Origin of the sequence: Shimia sp. R11_0, assembly GCF_017744035.1 — a bacterium.
GTDB classification, from domain to species: domain Bacteria; phylum Pseudomonadota; class Alphaproteobacteria; order Rhodobacterales; family Rhodobacteraceae; genus Shimia; species Shimia marina.
This window is the reverse complement of the sequence record NZ_JAGHQY010000006.1, coordinates 1-21,063: the sequence shown is the minus strand read 5'-3', so window position 1 is coordinate 21,063 and position 21,063 is coordinate 1. Positions and strand designations below refer to the sequence as shown.

24 protein-coding genes and 1 pseudogene are annotated in these 21,063 nt (G+C 58.7%); 17 read left to right on the top strand and 8 right to left on the bottom strand.

The window, feature by feature from the left end; all coding sequences use genetic code 11:
- Window positions 1-60: 60 nt before the first annotated feature.
- Window positions 61-678, top strand: a complete 618-nt coding sequence (locus J7382_RS13435) for a chloramphenicol acetyltransferase (RefSeq protein ID WP_209069526.1) — start codon at window positions 61-63, stop codon at window positions 676-678.
- Between the two features lie 66 nt (window positions 679-744).
- Here the strand turns inward: J7382_RS13435 and J7382_RS13430 are convergent, their stop codons facing one another.
- Together J7382_RS13430 and phnF are read right to left on the bottom strand one after the other, a co-directional pair.
- The gene (locus tag J7382_RS13430; protein WP_209069525.1) at window positions 745-1,926 is read right to left on the bottom strand and encodes an alpha-D-ribose 1-methylphosphonate 5-triphosphate diphosphatase; all 1,182 of its coding nucleotides are present in this window, start codon (window positions 1,924-1,926) and stop codon (window positions 745-747) included.
- A gap of 89 nt (window positions 1,927-2,015) precedes the next feature.
- The gene (gene phnF, locus J7382_RS13425) at window positions 2,016-2,729 is read right to left on the bottom strand and encodes a phosphonate metabolism transcriptional regulator PhnF (protein ID WP_209069523.1); all 714 of its coding nucleotides are present in this window, start codon (window positions 2,727-2,729) and stop codon (window positions 2,016-2,018) included.
- 113 nt (window positions 2,730-2,842) lie between these two features.
- Between phnF and phnG the strand changes: the two genes are divergently transcribed.
- From phnG to phnN, 7 genes are all read left to right on the top strand, one after another.
- On the top strand, window positions 2,843-3,286 hold the full coding sequence (gene phnG, locus J7382_RS13420) for a phosphonate C-P lyase system protein PhnG (protein WP_209069521.1): 444 nt from the start codon (window positions 2,843-2,845) through the stop codon (window positions 3,284-3,286).
- Entirely contained in the window at window positions 3,286-3,855 is a 570-nt protein-coding gene (gene phnH, locus J7382_RS13415; RefSeq protein ID WP_209069519.1) for a phosphonate C-P lyase system protein PhnH, read from the top strand. Before phnG ends, phnH begins: the two co-directional genes overlap by 1 nt.
- Window positions 3,855-4,949 carry a carbon-phosphorus lyase complex subunit PhnI gene (locus J7382_RS13410; RefSeq protein ID WP_209069517.1) on the top strand — a complete coding sequence of 365 codons (1,095 nt, stop codon included), beginning with the start codon at window positions 3,855-3,857 and terminating at the stop codon, window positions 4,947-4,949. Before phnH ends, J7382_RS13410 begins: the two co-directional genes overlap by 1 nt.
- A gap of 243 nt (window positions 4,950-5,192) precedes the next feature.
- A complete protein-coding gene (locus tag J7382_RS13405; protein WP_209069515.1) occupies window positions 5,193-6,062 on the top strand; it encodes an alpha-D-ribose 1-methylphosphonate 5-phosphate C-P-lyase PhnJ in 870 nt (289 codons plus the stop codon).
- The gene (gene phnK / locus J7382_RS13400; RefSeq protein ID WP_209069512.1) at window positions 6,059-6,829 is read left to right on the top strand and encodes a phosphonate C-P lyase system protein PhnK; all 771 of its coding nucleotides are present in this window, start codon (window positions 6,059-6,061) and stop codon (window positions 6,827-6,829) included. Before J7382_RS13405 ends, phnK begins: the two co-directional genes overlap by 4 nt.
- A gap of 74 nt (window positions 6,830-6,903) precedes the next feature.
- Window positions 6,904-7,593: a phosphonate C-P lyase system protein PhnL gene (phnL, locus tag J7382_RS13395; protein WP_209069511.1), complete on the top strand. Its 690-nt coding sequence runs from the start codon at window positions 6,904-6,906 to the stop codon at window positions 7,591-7,593.
- A complete protein-coding gene (phnN, locus tag J7382_RS13390; protein WP_209069509.1) occupies window positions 7,593-8,147 on the top strand; it encodes a phosphonate metabolism protein/1,5-bisphosphokinase (PRPP-forming) PhnN in 555 nt (184 codons plus the stop codon). The genes phnL and phnN overlap by 1 nt, the downstream gene beginning before the upstream one ends.
- Here phnN and J7382_RS13385 read toward each other — a convergent pair.
- The gene (locus J7382_RS13385; protein WP_209069507.1) at window positions 8,129-8,812 is read right to left on the bottom strand and encodes a DUF1045 domain-containing protein; all 684 of its coding nucleotides are present in this window, start codon (window positions 8,810-8,812) and stop codon (window positions 8,129-8,131) included. The genes phnN and J7382_RS13385 overlap by 19 nt on opposite strands.
- A gap of 52 nt (window positions 8,813-8,864) precedes the next feature.
- Here J7382_RS13385 and J7382_RS13380 point away from each other — a divergent pair, with 52 nt between their 5' ends.
- A complete protein-coding gene (locus J7382_RS13380; protein ID WP_209069505.1) occupies window positions 8,865-10,010 on the top strand; it encodes an alpha-D-ribose 1-methylphosphonate 5-triphosphate diphosphatase in 1,146 nt (381 codons plus the stop codon).
- A gap of 76 nt (window positions 10,011-10,086) precedes the next feature.
- Here the strand turns inward: J7382_RS13380 and J7382_RS13375 are convergent, their stop codons facing one another.
- The 3 genes from J7382_RS13375 to J7382_RS13365 form a co-directional block, all read right to left on the bottom strand.
- Window positions 10,087-10,473 (bottom strand): VOC family protein, encoded by a 387-nt coding sequence (locus tag J7382_RS13375; protein WP_209069503.1) that lies wholly within the window; start codon window positions 10,471-10,473, stop codon window positions 10,087-10,089.
- 47 nt (window positions 10,474-10,520) lie between these two features.
- Complete coding sequence (locus tag J7382_RS13370) at window positions 10,521-11,096, bottom strand: DUF3291 domain-containing protein (RefSeq protein ID WP_209069501.1); 576 nt, start codon at window positions 11,094-11,096, stop codon at window positions 10,521-10,523.
- 325 nt (window positions 11,097-11,421) lie between these two features.
- The gene (locus J7382_RS13365) at window positions 11,422-13,020 is read right to left on the bottom strand and encodes a phosphoenolpyruvate carboxykinase (protein ID WP_209069499.1); all 1,599 of its coding nucleotides are present in this window, start codon (window positions 13,018-13,020) and stop codon (window positions 11,422-11,424) included.
- A 375-nt stretch (window positions 13,021-13,395) separates the two neighbouring features.
- Here J7382_RS13365 and J7382_RS13360 point away from each other — a divergent pair, with 375 nt between their 5' ends.
- The 7 genes from J7382_RS13360 to J7382_RS13330 are packed head-to-tail and all read left to right on the top strand — an operon-like array spanning window position 13,396 to window position 18,832.
- The gene (locus J7382_RS13360) at window positions 13,396-14,097 is read left to right on the top strand and encodes a response regulator transcription factor (protein WP_058238349.1); all 702 of its coding nucleotides are present in this window, start codon (window positions 13,396-13,398) and stop codon (window positions 14,095-14,097) included.
- A 43-nt stretch (window positions 14,098-14,140) separates the two neighbouring features.
- The gene (locus tag J7382_RS13355) at window positions 14,141-15,826 is read left to right on the top strand and encodes a sensor histidine kinase (RefSeq protein WP_209069497.1); all 1,686 of its coding nucleotides are present in this window, start codon (window positions 14,141-14,143) and stop codon (window positions 15,824-15,826) included.
- A 3-nt stretch (window positions 15,827-15,829) separates the two neighbouring features.
- Window positions 15,830-16,309: an HPr kinase/phosphatase C-terminal domain-containing protein gene (locus J7382_RS13350; RefSeq protein WP_209069495.1), complete on the top strand. Its 480-nt coding sequence runs from the start codon at window positions 15,830-15,832 to the stop codon at window positions 16,307-16,309.
- Window positions 16,310-17,242 carry an RNase adapter RapZ gene (gene rapZ, locus J7382_RS13345; protein ID WP_209069494.1) on the top strand — a complete coding sequence of 311 codons (933 nt, stop codon included), beginning with the start codon at window positions 16,310-16,312 and terminating at the stop codon, window positions 17,240-17,242.
- Window positions 17,239-17,631: a PTS fructose transporter subunit IIA gene (locus tag J7382_RS13340; protein WP_209069493.1), complete on the top strand. Its 393-nt coding sequence runs from the start codon at window positions 17,239-17,241 to the stop codon at window positions 17,629-17,631. The genes rapZ and J7382_RS13340 overlap by 4 nt, the downstream gene beginning before the upstream one ends.
- A gap of 13 nt (window positions 17,632-17,644) precedes the next feature.
- Window positions 17,645-17,914, top strand: coding sequence for an HPr family phosphocarrier protein (locus J7382_RS13335; RefSeq protein ID WP_144432495.1), 270 nt, complete (start codon window positions 17,645-17,647; stop codon window positions 17,912-17,914).
- 30 nt (window positions 17,915-17,944) lie between these two features.
- Complete coding sequence (locus tag J7382_RS13330) at window positions 17,945-18,832, top strand: lysophospholipid acyltransferase family protein (RefSeq protein WP_209069492.1); 888 nt, start codon at window positions 17,945-17,947, stop codon at window positions 18,830-18,832.
- 96 nt (window positions 18,833-18,928) lie between these two features.
- Here J7382_RS13330 and J7382_RS13325 read toward each other — a convergent pair whose 3' ends face one another.
- Complete coding sequence (locus J7382_RS13325) at window positions 18,929-19,804, bottom strand: 3-hydroxybutyryl-CoA dehydrogenase (RefSeq protein WP_209069491.1); 876 nt, start codon at window positions 19,802-19,804, stop codon at window positions 18,929-18,931.
- Window positions 19,805-19,964: 160 nt separating this feature from the next.
- On the opposite strand from J7382_RS13325, the gene J7382_RS13320 reads away from it, so the two are divergent.
- A complete protein-coding gene (locus tag J7382_RS13320; RefSeq protein ID WP_209069490.1) occupies window positions 19,965-20,801 on the top strand; it encodes a DUF6473 family protein in 837 nt (278 codons plus the stop codon).
- Between the two features lie 89 nt (window positions 20,802-20,890).
- On the opposite strand, the pseudogene J7382_RS13315 reads toward J7382_RS13320, so the two are convergent.
- Window positions 20,891-21,063: pseudogene (locus tag J7382_RS13315) on the bottom strand (FAD-binding protein); the annotation flags it as partial.

Here is a 21,063-nt window from a genome sequence, read left to right as displayed (position 1 = left end):
CTTCTGACCTAAAAATACTCCCGCCGGAGGCAAAAAGTTCAAAGACAACAGGAGCCGCCTATGCCCAGACTTTCGGCAGAGCACCCCACCATCCACGCAGATTGTATTCTGCATGAGGCGACGTTTGGGCGGTATGTGGAGATCGGGCAGGGCAGCCGGATCATTTCAGCGCATTTTGACGACTATTCCTATTGTGACCGCATGGCCGAAGTGGCCAATGCCAAGATTGGCAAATTTGCCAATATCGCGGCCTTCACACGGATTGGTGCCACGGATCATCCGATGGAGACGGCCTCGCTGCACCATTTTCTATACCGATCTGATGATTATTTTGAGGGGGCAGAACCGGATCACGCCTTCTTTGAGCAGCGCAGACAACGCGTGGCCACAATTGGCCATGATACCTGGGTTGGTCATGGGGCTATGATCAAGCCCGAGGTCACTTTGGGCCATGGCAGCATCGTGGCGAGTGGGGCCGTGGTGACCAAAGATGTACCGCCTTATATGATTGTGGCGGGCATGCCTGCGACACCGTTGCGTGCCAGATTTAGCCCGGAAGTGGCGGATCGTCTTATGGCACTGGCTTGGTGGGACTGGCCCCATGAGGATTTGCACGCAGCGCTGACGGATTTTCGTGCGCTATCTGCCGAAGCCTTTCTGGAAAAATACAACGGGTGATCCGCTTTGACAGTCGAGGCCTGTTGAAGACCATATGGATCTTGAGGGAGCAAAGCTCGCGGCGGATCACTCCGCAGCGAGTTGCGCGCCTTGCAGGGCTGAGAAAAACCGCCGTGCCGCCGTGCCTGTCAGATGTGTGATATGGCCGGCGACGATGGTGCCTTCGATGGCGTGGGTGACAGGGTGCACGATGGCAATATCTGCGCGTTTACCAAGGTCCAGCGTCCCCCGATCCTCCAAATCCATGATGGCCGCAGGATTGGATGAGATCATCGCCCATGCCTGTGGCAGATCACAGAGCCCGTCTTCCACCAGACGAAACGCGGCTTTTGACAGCGCTGGGTAGTGGTAGTCTGACACAAGAGCATCACAGAGGCCATCGGCCACCAGGCGTGCGGCCTGGATATTGCCAGCCTGACTGCCGCCGCGCACGATGTTGGGGGCGCCCATGATCACGTGATCGCCCACGGCCTTAGCAACGGCGGCCGGACCGCGGGTCGTGGGAAATTCGCAAATCCGGGCCCCCAGCACCGAATAGCGCTCACGCGTATCTCCATCCGGGTCATCATGGCTGCCATAGTGCACGCCGATCCGGTCAAACTGTTCTGCCAGCGAGCAGAGATAGCGCGGCACCCGTGGGCTTTCATCAAAGGCAGCCCGGACCAGTGCCATATGTTCCTCTGCTGTGCGCCCGGCCTTTTTGGCCCAGAGCGCGATTTCTTCGGGTTTTTCGCGCGCCAGCATCAGAGCTTCTTCGAGGTGGTTGTTGAAAACCACATAGTCGATCTCATACGCTTTAATGGCAGTCAAAAGCCGGTCATGGGTTTCTGTTGTGTGGGTTTCACAGCGAATTTGAATGCGCAGGTCCGTATGGGCGTGCGTGCGGTAGTGATCCAATGCTGCCATCAGGCTTTCGGCGGCCTCTGGCCCGCGATGGCCGCCTTCCCAGCTCCAGCTTTGGGCCAGCCAGGCGGTTGTCACACCATTGGCAGCAGCGTCGCGATCTGTGGCCCGCAACCCCATTTCCATGGGGAACGGGGCGGAGGGGCGTGGAGCAATATGTCTTTCAAACGCGTCCCCATGCAGATCGATGATGCCCGGCAGCAATAGATATCCAGAGAGATCCACCTCCGGCAGGGCCGCATCTGTGATTTTTCCGGCGTGAAAGGCCAGTGGACGCTCTTGCAATGCGCCGTCACACAAGACTTTTGCACCGGTCAGGCGCAGGGAGAGTTCGAAGCTGGACATAGGGATGCTCAATCTGATTTTGAGCCTCTTCTAGGGGTGTTTTATGTCGTCTGCGTGACGGTCCTTGCTCTGGAAAACCGGAGGTTGGACTATTCGGCCATGGTCAGGGTGACGCGATCGCCGGCAAACCATGTGGTGCCAAATTCCACGGGTGTCTGTTCTGTGTCCACATTCACGGCAACAGTGCGCAGGATGGGATCACCTTCGGCAATTTTTAAATGCAGAGCCTGTGTTGCGCTGGCCCTTTTTGCGCTCATGCGGGTGGAAGCGCGGGTGTAGTCTGCAACGCCGTGTTCCTTGAGCGCTTCGGTGACAGAGCGCAGCCGATCGAGGTCTTGAAGCAGACTGGGAAAGCGCAGAGCGGGGAAGGTGCTGCGAAACAGGGCAATGGGGTTGTCATCCACCAGCGAAAGCCCGTCGTAAACATGCACCTGTGAACCGGGAGGCAGGTCGAGCGCACGGCATTCTTCCGCATCAGCGCTGCGGGTTTCTAAATGCAGGACGGCTTTGCCGGGCAGGCGGCCCGCCTGTGTGATGTTGCGATGAAAGCGGACACGTTTGCCGATGGCGTAGTCGGTGGGCACCTGTGCCACAAACACGCCGGCACCGCGGCGCGCATGCACGAGGCCGTTCTCGGCGAGAGACTTCAGGGCATGGCGCACTGTGTGACGATTGACGCCAAAGCGTGCGGAGAGCTCGGCCTCTGTAGGGAGCTTGTCCCCCGGGCCATAGCGGCCTTCGGCAATGTCTTCGGTCAGGGTGCTAGCGATGGAGTGCCAGATCGGAGTGCGTTTGCGGGTCATGGATGGGCCTGTGTCATGAAAACTTCATGAGGTGATGGATTGCGCGACTCGCGTCGCAAAGCTAACATTTGTCTAGTTGTATAGGATAATAGACAAATCGACAAGGTGTCTAGATGACCGCAGAGAATAACAGGCGCGCATGGATGTCGCTGTTGGCCAAGGCGCCGGCAGAGCGGCTTAAAGCGCTTTGGCAGGCGTATGGCGCGGATCCCGCATTTCACTGGCTGCGCGCGCCAGAAATTGGCGCAACCATGGTGCGTGGGCGCCTTGGCGGCACCGGTGCGCCCTTCAACCTCGGAGAAATGACGCTGACCCGTTGTGCCTTGCAGCTGGAGAGTGGAGCGGTGGGCCATGGCTATGTGCAGGGGCGTGACAAGCAGAAGGCAGAGATTGCCGCGTTGGTGGATGCGCTGATGCAGGGGCCGGAGGCGGCGGCGGTGGACGCCGCCATCCTGACGCCGCTGGGTGATGAGCTTGCGGAGGCCAAAGCCGCGCGGGCGGAAAAGGCTGCGGCCACAAAGGTGGATTTCTTCACCATGGTGCGGGGAGAGGATTGATGAACGCAGATGTTCTGAAAGGTGGGTTTGCCAATGCGCCTGTTGAGGCAGCGCGGGCGTTTCGCGGGCTTCTGACTGTGATGGCGCGACCGGGCACTATAGAGACTTTGGCGGGTGCAGTGCCGCCAGCACCGATGTCCACGGCGGCGGGTACATTGATCCTGACGCTGTGTGATCCGGACACGCCGCTGCATCTGGCGGGTGACTGGGACTGCAAAGAGGTGCGCGACTGGGTGGCGTTTCATGTGGGCGCGCCGATTGTGGCGGCGTCTGAGGCGATGTTTGCGGTGGGCACTTGGGAGGCGCTTGCGCCGCTCAGCCAATTTGCCATTGGCACGCCGGAATACCCGGACCGTTCCGCCACATTGATTGTGGAGCGCGTGGCGCTTGGGCAAGAGGGTGTAACCCTGCGTGGCCCGGGCATCAAGGAAACGGCTGAGATGGCACTGCCGGAAACAGAGGCGTTTCAGAGGAATGCACTGTTGTTCCCTCTGGGGCTCGATTTCTTCTTCACCTGCGGGGATCAGGTTTCCGCCTTGCCGAGAACAACGAAAGTGGAGGCGGCCTGATGTATGTTGCAGTGAAAGGCGGCGAGCGCGCGATTGACAATGCGCATGCGTGGCTGGCCGAAGAACGTCGGGGCGATCAGACTGTGGCGGAGCTGTCGGTGGCGCAGATCCGCGAGCAGTTGGCATTGGCGGTGAACCGGGTGATGGCGGAGGGCTCGCTTTATGATCCGGATCTGGCGGCGCTGGCGATCAAGCAGGCGCGCGGCGATATGATTGAGGCGATTTTCCTCATTCGCGCCTATCGCACCACATTGCCGCGCTTTGGAGCGTCGGAGCCGGTGTTGACCGAAGAGATGGCCTGTGACCGCCGGATTTCGGCCACCTTCAAGGATGCGCCCGGTGGACAGGTCTTGGGGCCGACGTTTGATTATACCCACCGTCTGCTGGATTTTGCGCTGGCCGCAGAGGGCGAGACGCCTGTGGTTGAGCGTGGCGAAGCACGGGCGGAACCGACGCCGCATATCACCGAGTTTCTTAACAAAGAGGGGCTGATCCAGACAGAGGTCAGCTCGGAGGAAACACCCGGTGATTTGACGCGTGAACCGCTGGAGTTGCCCGCAAATCGCCCGCTGCGCCTGCAGGCGCTGACGCGGGGCGATGAGGGGTTTGTGCTGTCGATGGCTTACTCCACGCAACGGGGTTATGCGCGCAACCACGCCTTTGTGGGGGAGCTGCGCATTGGCAAGGTCGCGGTGGAGATGGAAATCCCGGAGCTGGGCTTTGCCATTGAGATCGGCGAGATCGAGCTGACCGAATGTGAGACGGTGAACCAGTTTCAGGGCTCCAAAACCGAGCCGCCGCAGTTCACACGCGGCTATGGGTTGGTGTTTGGCCAGTCCGAGCGCAAGGCGATTTCCATGGCGCTGGTGGACCGCGCATTGCGTTGGCAGGAGCTGGGCGAAGACAACCTCGGCGCGCCGGCGCAGGATGAGGAGTTTGTGCTCTATCATTCTGACAACATTCAGGCGACGGGGTTCCTTGAGCACATCAAACTGCCGCATTACGTGGATTTCCAGTCTGAGCTGGAGCTGATCCGTAAGCTGCGCCGCGAGGCGATGGAAAATGTGGCACCGGTGCAGGAGGCGGCGGAATGAAGCTTCGAGGCGTAAACCGAGAGGACCGCGCCCGAGCCTGGGTGGGCGCATTGACACGTTGTGCTGGTGACACTTCAGCCGCCATGCGCGCCAAAGCAGGTGACGTGCAAAACGGCGCAATGCGCCCTCCCGTGGGGAGGGTCGGGCGCGGTCCGTGCCTGCGGCACGTACTCCGGGTGCACTATCCTATTCTCGGCAAACCACATGCGCGCAATTTAGGGCTTACCTTGAGAGGGCCAGAACATGTCTGACTATAATTTCGCCTATCTGGATGAGCAGACCAAGCGGATGATCCGCCGTGCTATCCTGAAGGGGCTTGCCATTCCGGGCTATCAGGTGCCTTTTGCCAGCCGCGAAATGCCGATGCCTTATGGTTGGGGCACGGGGGGCGTGCAGGTCTCTGCCGCCACGCTGACGCCCGAGGATACGCTGAAGGTGATCGACCAGGGCGCGGATGACACGACAAATGCCGTGTCGATCCGAAAGTTCTTTGAGAAGACCGCCGGTGTGGATACCACAGAGGAAACCGCGCAGGCCAGTGTCATTCAGACCCGCCACCGCATTCCCGAAGAGTCGCTGCGCGAGGATCAGATCCTTGTCTATCAGGTGCCGATCCCGGAGCCGTTGCGCTTTCTGGAGCCCTCAGAGGTGGAAACCCGCAAGATGCACAGCCTTGAGGAATATGGCCTCATGCATGTGAAACTCTATGAGGACATTGCCAAACACGGGGCGATTGCCACCTCTTATGCCTATCCGGTGAAGGTGGAGGGGCGCTATGTGATGGACCCAAGCCCGATCCCGAAGTTTGACAATCCGAAGATGGAAATGGCGGCGATCCAGCTGTTTGGCGCTGGGCGTGAACAGCGGATCTACGCGCTGCCGCCTTACTGTCAGGTGGTGAGCCTTGATTTTGAGGACTTCCCGTTTGAGGCCAGCAAGGCCGATCACCCCTGTGACATGTGTGGTGCCGAGGACAGCTATCTGGATGAGGTCATCATGGATGATGCGGGCAACCGGATGTTTGTCTGTTCTGACACCGACTATTGCGCCAGCCGCCGTGCCGCCGGGCATGTGGGCGCGCAGGCCGCAGCCCTTGAGGAGACCGCCGCATGACGCCGCTTCTGAAAGTTGAGAATATCAGCAAATACTATGGCCAGAGAATTGGCTGCAAAGACGTGAATTTTGATCTCTATCCCGGAGAGGTCATGGGGATTGTTGGGGAGAGTGGGTCAGGCAAGTCGACTCTGCTCAACTGCCTCGCCGGTCATCTGTCTCCAGAAACCGGCGAGGTGCTGTTTGAAATGCGCGACGGCGCGATGCGAGACACGGTCACCATGAGTGAGCCGGAGCGCCGCATGTTGAGCCGGACGGACTGGGCCTTTGTGCATCAGCACGCCCGTGATGGTCTGCGTATGAATGTGAGTGCGGGCGGCAATGTGGGCGAGCGGCTGATGGCCGTGGGCGCGCGCCATTACGGCAACATCCGCGCAGAGGCGATTGACTGGCTGGGCCGGGTGGAGATTCAGGAAAACCGGGTGGATGACCGCCCGACGCAGTTTTCCGGTGGCATGCAGCAGCGTTTGCAGATTGCGCGCAATCTGGTGACCGGGCCGCGGTTGGTGTTCATGGATGAACCCACCGGTGGGTTGGATGTGTCGGTGCAGGCGCGTCTTCTGGATCTGTTGCGGGGGTTGGTGCGCGAAATGGGGTTGAGCGCCATCATTGTGACCCATGATCTGGCAGTGGTGCGCTTGCTCGCGGATCGGCTGATGGTGATGAAAGATGGCCATGTGGTGGAAACCGGCCTGACCGATCAGGTGCTGGATGATCCGCAGCATGCCTATACGCAGCTCCTGGTGAGTTCGGTTCTGCAAGTTTGATAGGGAGCAGGGGGGGCTGTGCCCCCCGTCGCAAAGCGACTCCCCCCGACGATATTTTGGGAATGAGAAATCAGATGATTGAGATTAGAGATCTGAGCAAGACCTTCACGCTGCACAATCAGGGCAGCGCGGTGATCCCGGTGATGGACGGGGCCAATCTGAGCGTGGCGCGCGGGGAATGTGTGGCGCTGACCGGGGCATCTGGTGCGGGGAAATCCACCCTGATGCGAATGATTTATGGCAACTACCTGGCCGCTGGCGGCTCTATCCTGGTGGATGGCGTGGATGTGGTGCAGGCTGAGCCGCGCGAGATCCTAGCGCTGCGGCGTGATGTGCTGGGCTATGTAAGCCAGTTTCTGCGGGTGGTGCCCCGGGTGCCGACGCTGGATGTGGTGGCAGAGCCTTTGCTGGCTGTTGGCGTGGATGCTGAAGCAGCGCGGGAGCGTGCGCGGGAATTGCTGACCCAGCTGCGCATCCCGGAGCGGTTGTGGCAGCTGAGCCCGACGTCCTTCTCTGGTGGGGAGCAGCAGCGGGTGAACATTGCGCGCGGCTTTGCCCATACTTACCCGGCGATGCTTTTGGATGAGCCGACAGCCTCACTGGATGCCACGAACCGCGCCACGGTGCTGGGGCTGATTGAGGAGGCCAAGGCACGTGGGGCGGCGATTGTCGGGATTTTCCACGATGAGGCGGCGCGTGATCAGGTCTGTGACCGCGAGATTGATGTCTCTGTCTTTACTCCTGGCCTGCAGGGAGCAGCGTGATGGGACACACGGCGTTGCCTGTGCGGGTTGTGGGGGTCGTGGGGCCTTCCGGCGTCGGCAAGGACACGGTGATGGAGGCCATGGCGGCGGCGCGCGCCGATGTGGTTTTGGCACGACGGGTGATTACGCGGGCAGCGGGCGCTGGTGGGGAAAACTCCATCGGGGCCACGGATGCAGAGTTTGATGCGCTGGTGGCCGAAGGCTCTTTTGCGCTGTGGTGGGCGGCCCATGGGCTGCGCTATGGTGTGCCGCGCAAGGCGTTGCAGCAGGCTGGTGCGCGGATTGTGCTGGTGAACCTGTCGCGCGGCGTGCTGGATCAGGCGCGGGCGGCGTTTGAGGATTTTGCCGTACTTTCGTTGACCGCAGATGTGCAGACGCTGGCGCAGCGGTTGGCGGCGCGGGGGCGAGAGACGGAGGCGGAGATTGCCGCGCGTCTGGCCCGTGCCGGTGTATCGCGCCCCGCGGGGGCTGATGTGGTGGAGGTGACCAATGATGGTGCGCTGGCGGCCACGGTGGCCACCGCGCTGGAAGCGCTTCAGCCGGTGAGGGCGTAGCGTTGGATTTCATGAAACATCTGATTGTCGTCTTCGCCCATCAGGGTCAGGCTGCCCACCACAAAGGGCTGTGGCAAAAGCGGCGCGATGTGGGGCTGGAGCGCGGCTTGGGTTTGCTCTGCGTCTTTGCCAAGGCGGCCGGTGAGGGTGATGTGGAAGCGAAATTCTTCCATCACATAGGGATAGCCCCATTGCGCGAGCAACGCTTCCTGTTGGGGAGAGAGATTCGCCTGACGGCGGCGTGCCAGCTCGGCCTCAGAGGGCGGGCGGCGGAACCGATCAAGCTCGATGACCGCGCGCGCGGCCAGTGCGGCCAGCGGGGTTTGGTCGCCGTCAATTTTCAGTGCCAGAAAACTGCCGAGGCGGGACAGCGTCAGGCTGGGCAGTGTGACGGGGGGCAGCGTGGCGCAGAGCCCGGCCAGCGCCTTTTGCAGAGCCTCTGGGCTATGGCCATCTGCCAGAAAAAACGGTGGTTTGATGGTGCCGTGCAACCCGTATTTGCGCGGCATGGCGGTGATCTCTTCCACAGGGCGCGGAAGATCTGCGATCTCCGCATGGGGGCAGTGTTTGCCCGCCACAGGATCCCAGCCCAGCCATTGGGCGCCAAAATCGGCCAGAGCGCCGGGCTCTGGCGTGTAATAAATGCCGTATCTTCTGAACTGCATGATGCCTCTTTCAACCTTTTGACAGCGAATGCCAAAAATGCGTGACACACAGATGACACAAGAGATGATCCTTGCAAATGCCACCCTTGTTTTGCCGACGGAGACCGTGACCGGCTCTGTGGTGGTGCGCGACGGGGTGATTGCAGAGATGGATCAGGGAAGATCCGTGCCTCATGGGGCGGTAGATTGCGCGGGTGATTTTATCGCACCTGGGCTGATTGAGCTGCATACCGACAATCTAGAGCGGCATATGAGCCCACGGCCCAAGGTCAACTGGCCGCATCAGGCGGCGATTGTGGCCCATGATGCGGAACTGGCAAGTGTGGGGATCACCACGGTGTTTGATGCGCTGCGGGTGGGGTCGATCCTGACGGATGGGCGGCGTGATTACGGCAAATATGCCCGTGCCGTGGCCGATGAGATCCTGTCGATGCGCGACAGCGGAGGGCTGCGGATCAGCCACCATATCCATCTGCGGGCGGAGACCTGTTCTGAAACGTTGGTGGATGAGCTGGCTGAGTTCGGGCCAGAAGATCGCATTGGCATTGTGAGCCTGATGGATCACACACCCGGGCAGCGTCAGTTCACGGATATCTCCAAATTCGAAGGCTATCTGCGCGGAAAATACGCGATGGATCCGGCGGCGTTTGAGGCCTATGTGCAGTTTCTCTATGGTCTGCATGACAAATTTGGCAAGCGCCATGAAGAGGCCACGGTGGCTGCTGCCAAGAGGTTTGGTGCGGTTCTGGCGAGCCATGATGACAGCACGGCGGCACAGGTGGTGACCTCGGCGGGCTATGGCATTCATCTGGCGGAGTTTCCGACCACGGTTGAGGCGGCGCGCGCCAACCATAAGCACGGCATCGCCAATATCATGGGCGGGCCGAACCTTGTGCGGGGCGGTAGCCATTCCGGTAATGTGGCAGCGATGGAGCTGGCGGACCAAGGCCTGCTGGACATCATTTCCTCTGATTATGTGCCGTCATCGCTGCTTTTGGGGGCAGTCATGCTGGGCACTGTCTGGGGGGATATGGCCAGGGGGCTGCACACGGTGACCGCCGCGCCGGCGCGTTACACCAACCTGCAGGATCGCGGGCGACTCGAGGTGGGGTTGCAGGCGGATATGATCCGCTTCCGGCTGACCGAGGGCGTGCCGTCGCTGCGGGCGGCGTGGCACAAGGGGGTGCGGTCTGCTTAGGTGGGCAGCTGGCTGTGGTGGCTTTGGCCGCCCTGAAATCTGTTGGTGACGCAATGGTGCGCAGGGACTGCGCACCCTACGGGGTGGTTGTGAAGAGGGCGAGCTTGTTGCCTTGGGGATCGCGTAGATAGGCGACGAAGAAATTGTCGCTGTAGGCATCGCGAAAGCCCGGGGCGCCCGCGTCTGTGCCGCCTGCGGAGAGGGCCGCGGCGTGCAGATCGCGCACCTGTTGTTGGCTCTCGGCCTGAAAGGCCACCATGGTGCCGTTGCCCGCAGAAGCCGATGCGCCGTTAAACGGGGCTTTGACGTAGAAATCTGGAGAGATTGGCGGGCTGTCGGGTGGGATGTAGCTGAGATCGCCGTGATAGTGCTCCAGCCGATAGCCAAGCGCGGGCAGGAAAGTCGAGTAGAACCGCTCTGCGGTGTGGATGTCGTCTGCGCCGACGGTGATATAGGCGATCATGTGCGGGCCTTTGGGTTGGGAAACATAGGGGTTACATTGGCATAAAATTAACGCTCTGGGGACAGCTCATTGGGAGATGTGTTTTGTGCGTTGGCCTGCGCAAGAGCTTTGACCTTTGAGAGATCCGGTTTGGCCGATTTGCCGTTTTGATCAAATAGGGCTTTAAAGGTGAAAGCCTTTGGAGTGGCACCTTGTTGCATCAACGTCTCAAAGCGCAGAACTGCTTCCGCCCAGTTTGGTGTATGATCTTTGGCGACCCACCACAGCACATATTCCGGGATTTGATCGGCTTTTATGTGCCAATCTTTTCCATACCGCAGAATTTTACCATGAGGGCCGCGATATGTTGCTGCCATCAAGGCTTCTGGGGAGTCCCAAAGGGAGAGGGTTGACGGGGCCCAGCCGTCTCCATTGCAGTTGTCCCAGCAGCTTGGGAAGACCTGCTCTCCCCACGTTGTGAAACGTTCTTCGCCGTCGTAGCCCGCGCGTGCAATGAATCCGGCAGCGGCTTCCATGGTTTGAAAGACATCTGGCTCAGCATTTCTGAAACCTGAGATCGTCTCAGACAAATAAGGCGCAACAAATTGATTGAAAGTATAGGCCGCAAGGTGATGCTCGGCCATGCAAAACTCCCTATGTGAAAACTTTCAAATGCGTCTTTGTGTGAATGAAGCGATTAGATTGGGGCCAATTCAGGTCACACTAGTGCATCATCCAACAAATCTGCAACGCCAGAACCGGTCACGTAGACCAGCCCTCTACACTGGGTGGGGGTAAAGCCCCCTCCCTTGGGGAGGGTCGGGGGCTGGTCGGCTTTGCCTCCTGCGAGATGGCGTCTTCAGCGGGGGGCAGACTATAGGGACGACATTCTAGATACAGGGGCATGTCGGCCAACAAAAAAGCCCCGCGCGGGTGGCACGGGGCTTTTCAATAAAACGGGTGAAGCGCTTAGCCGATGGCGGCGGCTTTCACGTCTGCGTCGATGTAAGGCAGGTATTGCTCGAAGTTGTCGGCAAACATGCCCACCAGCTTGGCGGCTTGGGCGTCATAGGCGTCTTTGTCCGCCCAGGTGCCGCGTGGGTCGAGCAGGCTGTCATCCACGCCGGGTACAGAGACCGGCACTTCGAAGCCGAAGTTTGGATCCTTGCGGAATTCGACGTTGTTCAGGGAGCCGTCGAGGGCTGCGGTCAGCAGGCCGCGGGTGGCTTTGATTGGCATGCGGTTGCCGGTGCCGTAGGCGCCGCCAGTCCAGCCGGTGTTGACCAGCCAGCAGGTGGTGCCGAATTCTGCGATCTTTTTGCGCAGCAGGGCGCCGTAGACTTCTGGACGGCGAGGCATGAAAGGCGCGCCATAGCAGGTGGAGAAGGCCGGGGTTGGCTCGGTCAGGCCACGCTCGGTGCCTGCCATTTTGGCGGTGAAGCCAGACAGGAAGTGGTATTCTGCCTGCGCCGGGGTCAGACGTGCGATGGGAGGCAGGATGCCGAAGGCGTCGCAGGTCAGCATGATCACGTTTTTGGGGTGACCGCCAAGACCGTTGTCGGATGCGTTCGGGATCGACTCCAGCGGGTAGGCGCAACGCATGTTTTCGGTGAGGCTCTTGTCCTCAAAGTCGAGCTCTTTGGTCTCTTCGTCATAGACCATGTTTTCGATCACGGTGCCAAACATCTTGGTGGTGGCGTAGATCTCAGGCTCGGCTTCTGGGTTCAGGCCGATGGTTTTGGCGTAGCAGCCGCCTTCAAAGTTGAAGGTGCCACGGTCAGACCAACCATGCTCGTCATCGCCAATCAACGTGCGGTTCGGGTCGGCGGAGAGCGTGGTCTTGCCGGTGCCAGACAGGCCAAAGAAGATCGCCGCATCCACAGGGTTGTCTTTGGCGTGGTTGGCGGAGCAGTGCATTGGCATGATGCCTTTTTCCGGCAGCAGATAGTTCAGCAGGCCAAAGACGGATTTCTTGTTCTCACCGGCATATTCGGTGTTGCCGATCAGGATCATCTTTTTCTCGATGTTGACCGCGATCACGGTCTCAGAGCGGCAGCCGTGCTTGGCCGGGTCGGCCTTGAAGCTTGGGCAGTTGATGATGGTGTAGTCAGCCACGAACTGATCCAGCGCATCGCGGTCAGGGCGGCGCAGCAGGTGACGGATGAAGAGGTTGTGCCACGCAAGCTCGTTCACGACGCGCACGTTGATGGCGTGAGTCGGATCGGCACCTGCGGTGAGATCCTGAACGAAGTAGTCGCGACCTTTCATATGCTCCAGCATGTCGGCATGCAGGCGGTCAAAAGCGTCGCTGGCCATCTCATGGTTGTTTTCCCACCAGATGGTGTCTTCGGTCATCGGCGTGCGGACTGTGAACTTGTCTTTGGGAGAGCGGCCGGTGAATTCACCGGTGCTGACCAGGAAAGTCCCACCGTTGCCCAGCGTGCCTTCGTTGCGCTTCAGCGCAGACTCAATGAGGGCGGGCTCCATAAAGTTGTAATAGACATTGCCCAGACCTTCGATCCCTTGATCTTCGAGGCGGAACTGCGGGTTGACCCGTCCAAATGTCATTATCTTACTCCTGTAGCCGCGTGTGCTGTGGCGGCGGTCTTTGATTGTCCTCGGAACGAAATTTTCTTGCGCCTGGGCATATTCCGAGAGGTGACAGGGCGGTCTTAACATGCCGATTATTAAGAAGAACAGGAGGGTTTCCATCAGTTAGCGCAACCAAATGCAGGTTAGCGCAATCAAGTTTTCCGATGGGAAAGATCTTGCCGATTGTGCAGGCGAAAGTGAGGCAATTTAGCCATTGCTTAGTGAAATTGTGGCTAAATATGTCCGGTTTGAGACCCGAATCGCACTTTTACATTGATTGCCTGGGTTTTGAATGCGCATAATGCTTCAAAAAAACAGGCACATAATAAGAGCAGAATAAGGAACCGTCCGATGTCGAAAATCGCCCTCGTGGATGACGACAGGAATATCCTGACGTCGGTTTCCATTACCCTTGAGGCTGAAGGGTTTGAAGTCGAGACCTACAACGACGGCCAGCAAGCGCTGGACGCATTTAATAAGAAACTCCCGGATATGGCTGTGCTGGACATCAAGATGCCCCGCATGGATGGCATGGACTTGTTGCAGCGTCTGCGCCAGAAAACCAGCATGCCTGTGATCTTCCTGACCTCCAAGGACGATGAGATCGACGAAGTGCTCGGCCTGCGCATGGGGGCCGATGATTATGTTAAGAAACCGTTTTCCCAACGTCTTCTGGTAGAACGCATTCGTGCGCTCCTGCGCCGTCAAGAGGCGGTGGACAGTGATATCGTTGGAGAAACCGAAGATACGAAGATCATGGAACGCGGTGAGCTGACCATGGATCCGCTGCGCCATTCGGTGAGCTGGAAGGGGCAGGATGTGACGCTGACCGTCACAGAGTTCCTTCTGTTGCAGGCACTTGCGCAGCGCCCCGGATTCGTGAAATCGCGCGATCAGTTGATGGACGTGGCTTATGATGATCAGGTCTATGTCGATGATCGCACCATTGACAGCCATATCAAACGCCTGCGGAAAAAGATGCGTAGTGCAGACCCGGAGTTCTCTGCGATTGAGACGCTCTATGGCATCGGCTATAGATACAACGAAGAATAACGACGCATAGTCACATCAGGCCGGAAGGACCAACGTGCAGGACATGGCCCAAGGGAGGGATGGGGACGTTGTTTTGGGCGATGATTGGGTCGCACCGGAAGCCAACGTCCAGAAAGAGCTCAGGGGCCGGCGTGAACGACGCCGGCTTTTGCCGCTTTCGAAGTCCCCGCTGACCCGAAAAATCATCACTTTCAATTTGATCGCGCTTCTCGTGCTGGTCACGGGTATTCTGTTTCTCAACAGCGCCCGCGACAGTTTTGCGGTGCAGCGCGCCGCAGGGCTCGTGACCGAGGCTCGGCTGATCGCCGGGGCGTTTGAAGCGCAGTTGCCTGCTGGGGCGCCTGTCAATCTGGCAACTGGTGACGGCATTGATGTGGCTGCCACGTTGGAAAAACTGCCGCTTCAGATTGGCACCAGCGTTTCGGTTTTTGACGGCTCCCCCACTGTGGTGGGCGCAAAAGAAGGTGTGGCTTCTGCGGAAGCGGCTGAAATTCTAGCAGAGAGGCCGGAAGGCACGCCCTTGACCTCTAGTCTCAACCGGGTCTGGGATGCCATTGCCGGTTCTGGAGGGGACGCGCAATTGGCGGTCCCCGATTTGGCGGACCAACTGGCGGATCTGGCCGCAGATGCCGTATCAGGCATGGAGACGCTCGATACGCTGACCGATGCCTCCGGGGATCGGGTTTTCGCCATGGCAGTGCCGATTCAGCAGGGCGCGCGGGTGATTGGGGCAGTGGTGTTGACTAGCGCGGCGGGCGAACTTGATCAGATGGTCCGATCTGAGCGGGAGCGGGTCTTGCAGATGTTCCTGATTGCCACTGTGGTTTCTGTTGGCCTGTCCATGGTGCTGGCCTCGACGATTTCCAATCCACTGTCTGATTTGGCCGCAGCGGCAGAACTGGGCCGGGACAGCGACAGCCGCAAGGTAAACCCGGGGCGCGTGCGCATTCCTGATCTGACGGCGCGGCCAGATGAGATTGGGCGGCTGTCAGGGGCGTTACGCGGCATGGTGTCCGCACTTTATGAGCGCATCGACAGCAACGAGCAATTCGCTGCAGATGTGGCTCATGAGATCAAGAACCCATTGGCGTCGCTGCGCTCTGCGGTGGGCTCTTTGCGGATGGTCAAAAAGGAAGAGCATCGCACCAAGCTGCTGGATGTGATCGAGCATGACGTGCGGCGGTTGGATCGTTTGGTGAGTGACATTTCCAATGCGTCGCGGCTCGACAGTGAGTTGGTGAAGGAAGAAGAAGAGAACTTCGATCTGTTGTCCATGATTGGTAATCTGGCGCAGTATCTGGGCGAGGATGCACAGGGCAAAGGCATTGATTTCATTTCTGACCTTCCGGATGATCCCATCGAAATCAGTGGGCTGGAAGCGCGGCTGGCGCAGGTGTTTGTCAATCTGATCACCAATGCGATCAGCTTCTGTGAAGAAGGGGATGCGATCCGGGTTTGGGCGCGCAAGCGGGAAAACCGGGTGTTGGTTGTTGTTGAAGATACGGGCCCCGGTATTCCGGAGCAGTCGCTTAACAAGATCTTCAATCGTTTCTATTCACACCGGCCTGAATCTCAGTTCGGCAATAACTCCGGTCTGGGGCTGGCGATTTCCAAGCAGATTGTCGAGGCGCATGGTGGCGTGATCTGGGCCGAGAATATCCGCCCGACGGATGCGGATGTTACGTCTGAGCCGTTGGGTGCCCGCTTCGTTGTTGGCTTGCCGGTGTGACCTATGACAGGCGCAAGGGATCTTTTCTCCTCTGCGCCTGCCGCTAACGCGGTGCCCGCTGATGACGATGCGCTGTTTCTGCATGCCTCCTGTGTGGCAGAAAACGGGCGCGCGGTTCTGATCCGGGGGGCTTCGGGGCGGGGCAAGTCTTCGCTGGCGCTTCAGATGATGGGATATGGTGCGGATCTGGTTGCGGATGATCAAACCATCGTGCGCCGCAAGGGCGCAGCGCTTTATGTGCGTGCGCCAGACACCACGCGCGGATTGATCGAAGCGCGCGGTGTGGGCATTCTGAAAGCCAGTCCGGTGGGTGAGGCGCAGCTGCATCTGGTGGTGGATTTGGATGGGCGCGAAGAGGATCGCCTGCCACATCCGCGTGAAACCCGCATTTTGGGCTGTGTCGTGCCTTTGCTTCTGGGCGTGGATGCCGCATATTTCGCAGCAGCGATATTGCAGTTTCTGCGCCATGGAAGGAATGCATAGATGTCTACGTCTACATCCGCCTCCCCAAAGACCCCTCTGGTTCTCCTGACCGGCCCATCCGGCGCAGGGCGTACCACGGCGATCAAGGCGCTCGAAGATGTTGGGTATGAGACCATAGACAATCTTCCGCTGGGACTATTGCAGCGGTTATTGTCTGGCCAGCCGCTCAAGCAGCCCATGGCTCTTGGACTGGATGTGCGGAACCGGGACTTTTCTCCTCAGGCGCTTTTGGCGGCGATGAAACTGGCCAATGCGTTGCCGGATACCGCAGCGGAGTTGCTGTATCTGGATTGTCGTGCGGATGTGCTGCGTCGGCGCTACAATGAGACGCGGCGCAACCACCCGATGGCGCGTCAGGAGGATCCCACCGAAGGCATCCAGCGCGAGCTGTCCCTGTTGCAGGGGGTGCGTGGGCATGCGGATGTGCTGATTGATACCTCTGAATTGAGCCCGCATGAGCTGCGTCAGGCGGTGTCCACCCGATTTGCTCCGTCGCAGGATCAGGCGATTGGGCTGACGGTGCAGTCTTTCAGCTACAAGCGGGGGCTGCCGCAGGGGGCGGATATTGTGATGGATTGCCGCTTTTTGCATAATCCGCACTGGCAGCCGGAGTTGCGGGATATGGACGGTGGGGATGCGCCGGTAGGCGCCTATGTGGCGCGGGATCCGGGCTATGCGCCTTTTATCTCGGGGCTGGAAACCATGCTGACGCATCTTTTGCCGGGCTATATCCGGGAAGGGCGTAGCCACCTTTTGATTGCTTTTGGTTGTACCGGGGGCAAGCATCGCTCTGTCTTTGTGACTGAGACCTTGGCCGAATCCCTTGCAAATAGGGGCTGGCAGGTGTCTATAAGACACCGCGAGCTCAACCGGTTTGCCTCTTTGTCGGGGCAACGGCCGGCCAGCGCAGAGGATGGGGAACAGTCAGCTTGATCGGGATAGTGATCGTGGCACATGGCGGGTTGGCCAAGGAATACCTGGCCGCCATGGAGCATGTTGTGGGGGCGCAGGGCAGCGTACAGGCCATCACGATTGAGGCCGAACATGACCGTCCTCAGAAACAACGCGAGATTTGTGAGGCCGCCGATCAGGTGGATCAGGGTGATGGCGTTGTCATCGTGACAGATATGTTTGGTGGATCTCCCTCGAATTTAAGCCTGCGGGCCTGTGCGCCGGTCAACCGCCGTATTCTGTATGGCGCCAATTTGCCGATGTTGATCAAATTGGCCAAGAGCCGGCATTTGCCGGTGGCCGATGCGGTGAGCGCTGCGCTGGACGCTGGGCGCAAATACATTGACAGTCAAAATATTCAAACAGGGTAGACATATGAGCGACATCGTCCACCGTACGCTGCAGATCGTGAATGAAAAGGGACTGCACGCAAGAGCTTCTGCCAAGCTGGTTGAAGTGGTTGAGGGTTTTGACGCCTCTGCAGAAGTGTCAAAGGATGGCTTGAGTGCGGGCGGTGACAGTATTATGGGTTTGCTGATGTTGGCCGCTTCCAAAGGCACCAGCATTGACGTTGCAACCAGCGGGCCGGATGCGCCAGCCTTGGCCGATGCCATTGAGGCACTTGTTTCAGACAAGTTCGGCGAAGGCTTTTGAGTTCGGCTTGAGCGGGACAGGAAAGAACAGTTGGTAGATACGGTGCCAGAGGCGCAGGTGGCAGAGCCTGCAAATGAGACGGATGGTCAGATCTATGACCGCCGTACGCTGACCTATGCCAACTCCTTTGACGACCGCTGGACCGCGTTGGCAATTCGCGCAATCGAATGGTGCACTGGTAAGTTGACCGTGCTGCGTATGGTCAACAAGTTTGAGCGCGACAATGAGCAATACCGTGGTCAGAAGTTCTGGCGTGGGGCGCTCAATGTCATGGGGATCGAGTTGCAGACCCCGGTTGAACAACTGAAGAACATTCCGACCGAAGGGCCAGTTGTGGTGGTGGCAAACCACCCACATGGCATGGTGGACGGCATGATCTTTGCCGATCTCATTGGCCGCCGTCGTCAGGATTATCGTATTCTGACACGCTCTGTTTTGACCGGGTTGGATGAAGCTGCTTCCAGTTTCATGATCCCGGTGCCCTTCCCACATGACCCGGATGCACAGCGTAAAATGGTCGAGATGCGTGGCAAGGCGATGGCTCATCTGAAAGAGGGGGGCGTTGTTGCACTGTTCCCGTCAGGTGTTGTGATGAGCTCTGAAACATGGTTCGGCCCTGCCATTGAGCAGGAGTGGAATGTGTTTACTGCACAGATGATCCGCCGGTCTGGTGCGCGCGTGGTGCCGATCTTCTATCCCGGACAGAACAGCCGTGCCTATCAGATTGCCAATAAGCTGTCCCCTATTCTGCGTCAGGGGCTTTTGCTGCATGAAATCGTGCGCTCTTGTCACAAGCCTCAGAAACCTGTGGTGGGCGCTCCTTTGACGGATGAGCAGATGGCGCGTCTGCAGACCGATCCACGAGGCTTTATGGCTTGGCTGCGCCAGCATACGCTGGATCTGGGCAAAGAGAATTAAGCTTCACACACCTTAATGGAGCTTGCTTTTTTGAGTGTGTTTCGCGGATTTTGAGAGGTGAAAGGCGGAGTAAGCCCCCGCCTTCGCCATGTATGTTTAGCGGGTCGGAACAGGCTCCTCGCCGCGATAGTCATAGAAACCACGTTTGGTTTTGCGGCCCAGCCAGCCAGCCTCGACATATTTGGTCAACAGCGGGCAAGGGCGATATTTGGTATCTGCCAGACCGTCATGCAGGACGTTCATGATTGCCAGACAGGTGTCCAGCCCGATGAAATCTGCCAGTTCCAGCGGCCCCATCGGATGGTTCGCACCCAGTTTCATGGCGTTGTCGATGGAGGCCACGTTACCGACCCCTTCATAGAGCGTGTAGCAAGCTTCGTTGATCATCGGGATCAGAATGCGGTTCACGATAAAGGCTGGGAAGTCCTCGGCGCTGGCCGCGGTTTTACCGAGGCGTTCCACAATGTTCAGGCAGGTCTGATAGGTTGGTTCATCCGTGGCAATGCCGCGGATCAGTTCAACCAGTTTCATCATGGGCACCGGGTTCATGAAGTGAAAGCCCATGAAGCGCTCGGGACGGTCGGTGCGGCTTGCCAGACGGGTGATGGAGATGGAAGATGTATTGGACGTGAGGATCGTGTCTGGGCCGAGATGGGGTTTGAGCGTGTCAAAGATCTGATGTTTGATTTCTTCGCGCTCGGTTGCGGCCTCGATCACCAAATCTGTGGTTCCCAGATCCGGGAGTTTCAACGTGGTGTTGATGCGGGCCATTGCCTCTGCCTTCGCCTCAGCAGAAATCTTTTCACGGCTCACCTGGCGTTCCAAGTTTTTGTCGATTCGGCCAACAGCGGCATCAAGGGCGTCTTGGTTGATATCATTCAAAAGCACATCATATCCGGCCAGTGCCATCACATGGGCAATGCCATTTCCCATCTGGCCCGCGCCGACGACGCCAATTGTGTTGATGTCCATCTTTATAACCCTCTCAGACGTTTGAGGTGACCTTATGCCCGGGGGTGGTTGAGCTGCAAGAGGGGGGAGAGGCTAAAAATTAGCTCAAAAGCCCGCATTAGCCTTTTCGCAACGGCTTTGCGCGACTCTCTCTAGTGGGTGAGAAAATTAGGGTGAGAAAATGTCTTACGAAAAGATGGTTGGCGAGGAGCTCAATTACGAGCCCTGCCAATACGGAGAGTCGCGGCTGACATTCCGCGGCCCTCAGAAAAGTCTCGAGGCGCCATATATCGCGTTTCTGGGTGGCACGGAAACTTACGGGAAATTTGTCCCGCAACCGTTTGTGGAAATTCTCGATGAGGCAATGGAACAAACCTGTGTTAACCTGGGGTATCTGAATGCCGGGATCGACGCGTTTCTGTCTGAGCCGGCGATATTGGAAATTGCGCAGCAGGCTGAGGTGACGGTCGTTCAGATCATGGGCGCGCAGAATATGTCCAATCGCTATTACAAAGTGCATCCTCGGCGCAATGACCGCTTCATCGGGGCGTCCAATATGATGCAGATGGTTTTCAATGAGGTCGACTTTAGCGAATTCCATTTTACACGCCATATGCTGGGCACGTTATGCGCGCGCACACCGGATCGTTATGCGATGGTACGTGACGAGCTGCGCATGGCGTGGAGTGCGCGCATGAAGCTGTTGTTGAACACAATTGGTGGCAAGATTGTGCTGCTCTGGGTGGCGGATCATGCGCCAGACACGGCTTTGGGGACCAGCGGCCTTGGCCCGGATCCGCTGTTTGTGGATCGGTTGATGATCGAAGAGCTGCGCCCGTTGGTGGCCGATGTGGTGGAAGTGGTGGCCAGTCAGACGGCGCTTTCCCAAGGGGTGGAGGGCATGCAGTTTACGGATCTGGAGCGGGTGGCGGCGCAACGGATGCTCGGGGTGCAGGCCCATGTCGAGGCGGCGCAGGCCCTGTCCAAAAGTCTTGAGGCTGTGGTGAGCGGCGCCTGAAGGTCGCTCTACACTGCTTAAGTCATGCAAAAAGGCCCGCCGATGTGGCGGGCCTTTTGTTTTTTGTGGTTTGAAGCAAGCGCTGTGGCTCAGCCGAGTTTCTCGGTCAGGGCAGGGACGGCTTCAAAGAGGTCTGCCACCAGACCGTAGTCGGCCACCTGGAAGATGGGCGCTTCTTCGTCTTTGTTGATCGCAACGATGATCTTGGAGTCTTTCATGCCCGCAAGGTGCTGAATGGCGCCGGAGATCCCTGCTGCGATGT

Excerpts from the sequence above, each read along its gene's own strand:
- J7382_RS13435 (WP_209069526.1), top strand. The coding sequence starts at position 61 with ATGCCCAGACTTTCGGCAGAGCACCCCACCATCCACGCAGATTGTATT.
- J7382_RS13430 (WP_209069525.1), bottom strand. The coding sequence starts at position 1,926 with ATGTCCAGCTTCGAACTCTCCCTGCGCCTGACCGGTGCAAAAGTCTTG.
- phnF (WP_209069523.1), bottom strand. The coding sequence starts at position 2,729 with ATGACCCGCAAACGCACTCCGATCTGGCACTCCATCGCTAGCACCCTG.
- phnG (WP_209069521.1), top strand. The coding sequence starts at position 2,843 with ATGACCGCAGAGAATAACAGGCGCGCATGGATGTCGCTGTTGGCCAAG.
- phnH (WP_209069519.1), top strand. The coding sequence starts at position 3,286 with ATGAACGCAGATGTTCTGAAAGGTGGGTTTGCCAATGCGCCTGTTGAG.
- J7382_RS13410 (WP_209069517.1), top strand. The coding sequence starts at position 3,855 with ATGTATGTTGCAGTGAAAGGCGGCGAGCGCGCGATTGACAATGCGCAT.
- J7382_RS13405 (WP_209069515.1), top strand. The coding sequence starts at position 5,193 with ATGTCTGACTATAATTTCGCCTATCTGGATGAGCAGACCAAGCGGATG.
- phnK (WP_209069512.1), top strand. The coding sequence starts at position 6,059 with ATGACGCCGCTTCTGAAAGTTGAGAATATCAGCAAATACTATGGCCAG.
- phnL (WP_209069511.1), top strand. The coding sequence starts at position 6,904 with ATGATTGAGATTAGAGATCTGAGCAAGACCTTCACGCTGCACAATCAG.
- phnN (WP_209069509.1), top strand. The coding sequence starts at position 7,593 with ATGGGACACACGGCGTTGCCTGTGCGGGTTGTGGGGGTCGTGGGGCCT.
- J7382_RS13385 (WP_209069507.1), bottom strand. The coding sequence starts at position 8,812 with ATGCAGTTCAGAAGATACGGCATTTATTACACGCCAGAGCCCGGCGCT.
- J7382_RS13380 (WP_209069505.1), top strand. The coding sequence starts at position 8,865 with ATGACACAAGAGATGATCCTTGCAAATGCCACCCTTGTTTTGCCGACG.
- J7382_RS13375 (WP_209069503.1), bottom strand. The coding sequence starts at position 10,473 with ATGATCGCCTATATCACCGTCGGCGCAGACGACATCCACACCGCAGAG.
- J7382_RS13370 (WP_209069501.1), bottom strand. The coding sequence starts at position 11,096 with ATGGCCGAGCATCACCTTGCGGCCTATACTTTCAATCAATTTGTTGCG.
- J7382_RS13365 (WP_209069499.1), bottom strand. The coding sequence starts at position 13,020 with ATGACATTTGGACGGGTCAACCCGCAGTTCCGCCTCGAAGATCAAGGG.
- J7382_RS13360 (WP_058238349.1), top strand. The coding sequence starts at position 13,396 with ATGTCGAAAATCGCCCTCGTGGATGACGACAGGAATATCCTGACGTCG.
- J7382_RS13355 (WP_209069497.1), top strand. The coding sequence starts at position 14,141 with ATGGCCCAAGGGAGGGATGGGGACGTTGTTTTGGGCGATGATTGGGTC.
- J7382_RS13350 (WP_209069495.1), top strand. The coding sequence starts at position 15,830 with ATGACAGGCGCAAGGGATCTTTTCTCCTCTGCGCCTGCCGCTAACGCG.
- rapZ (WP_209069494.1), top strand. The coding sequence starts at position 16,310 with ATGTCTACGTCTACATCCGCCTCCCCAAAGACCCCTCTGGTTCTCCTG.
- J7382_RS13325 (WP_209069491.1), bottom strand. The coding sequence starts at position 19,804 with ATGGACATCAACACAATTGGCGTCGTCGGCGCGGGCCAGATGGGAAAT.
- J7382_RS13320 (WP_209069490.1), top strand. The coding sequence starts at position 19,965 with ATGTCTTACGAAAAGATGGTTGGCGAGGAGCTCAATTACGAGCCCTGC.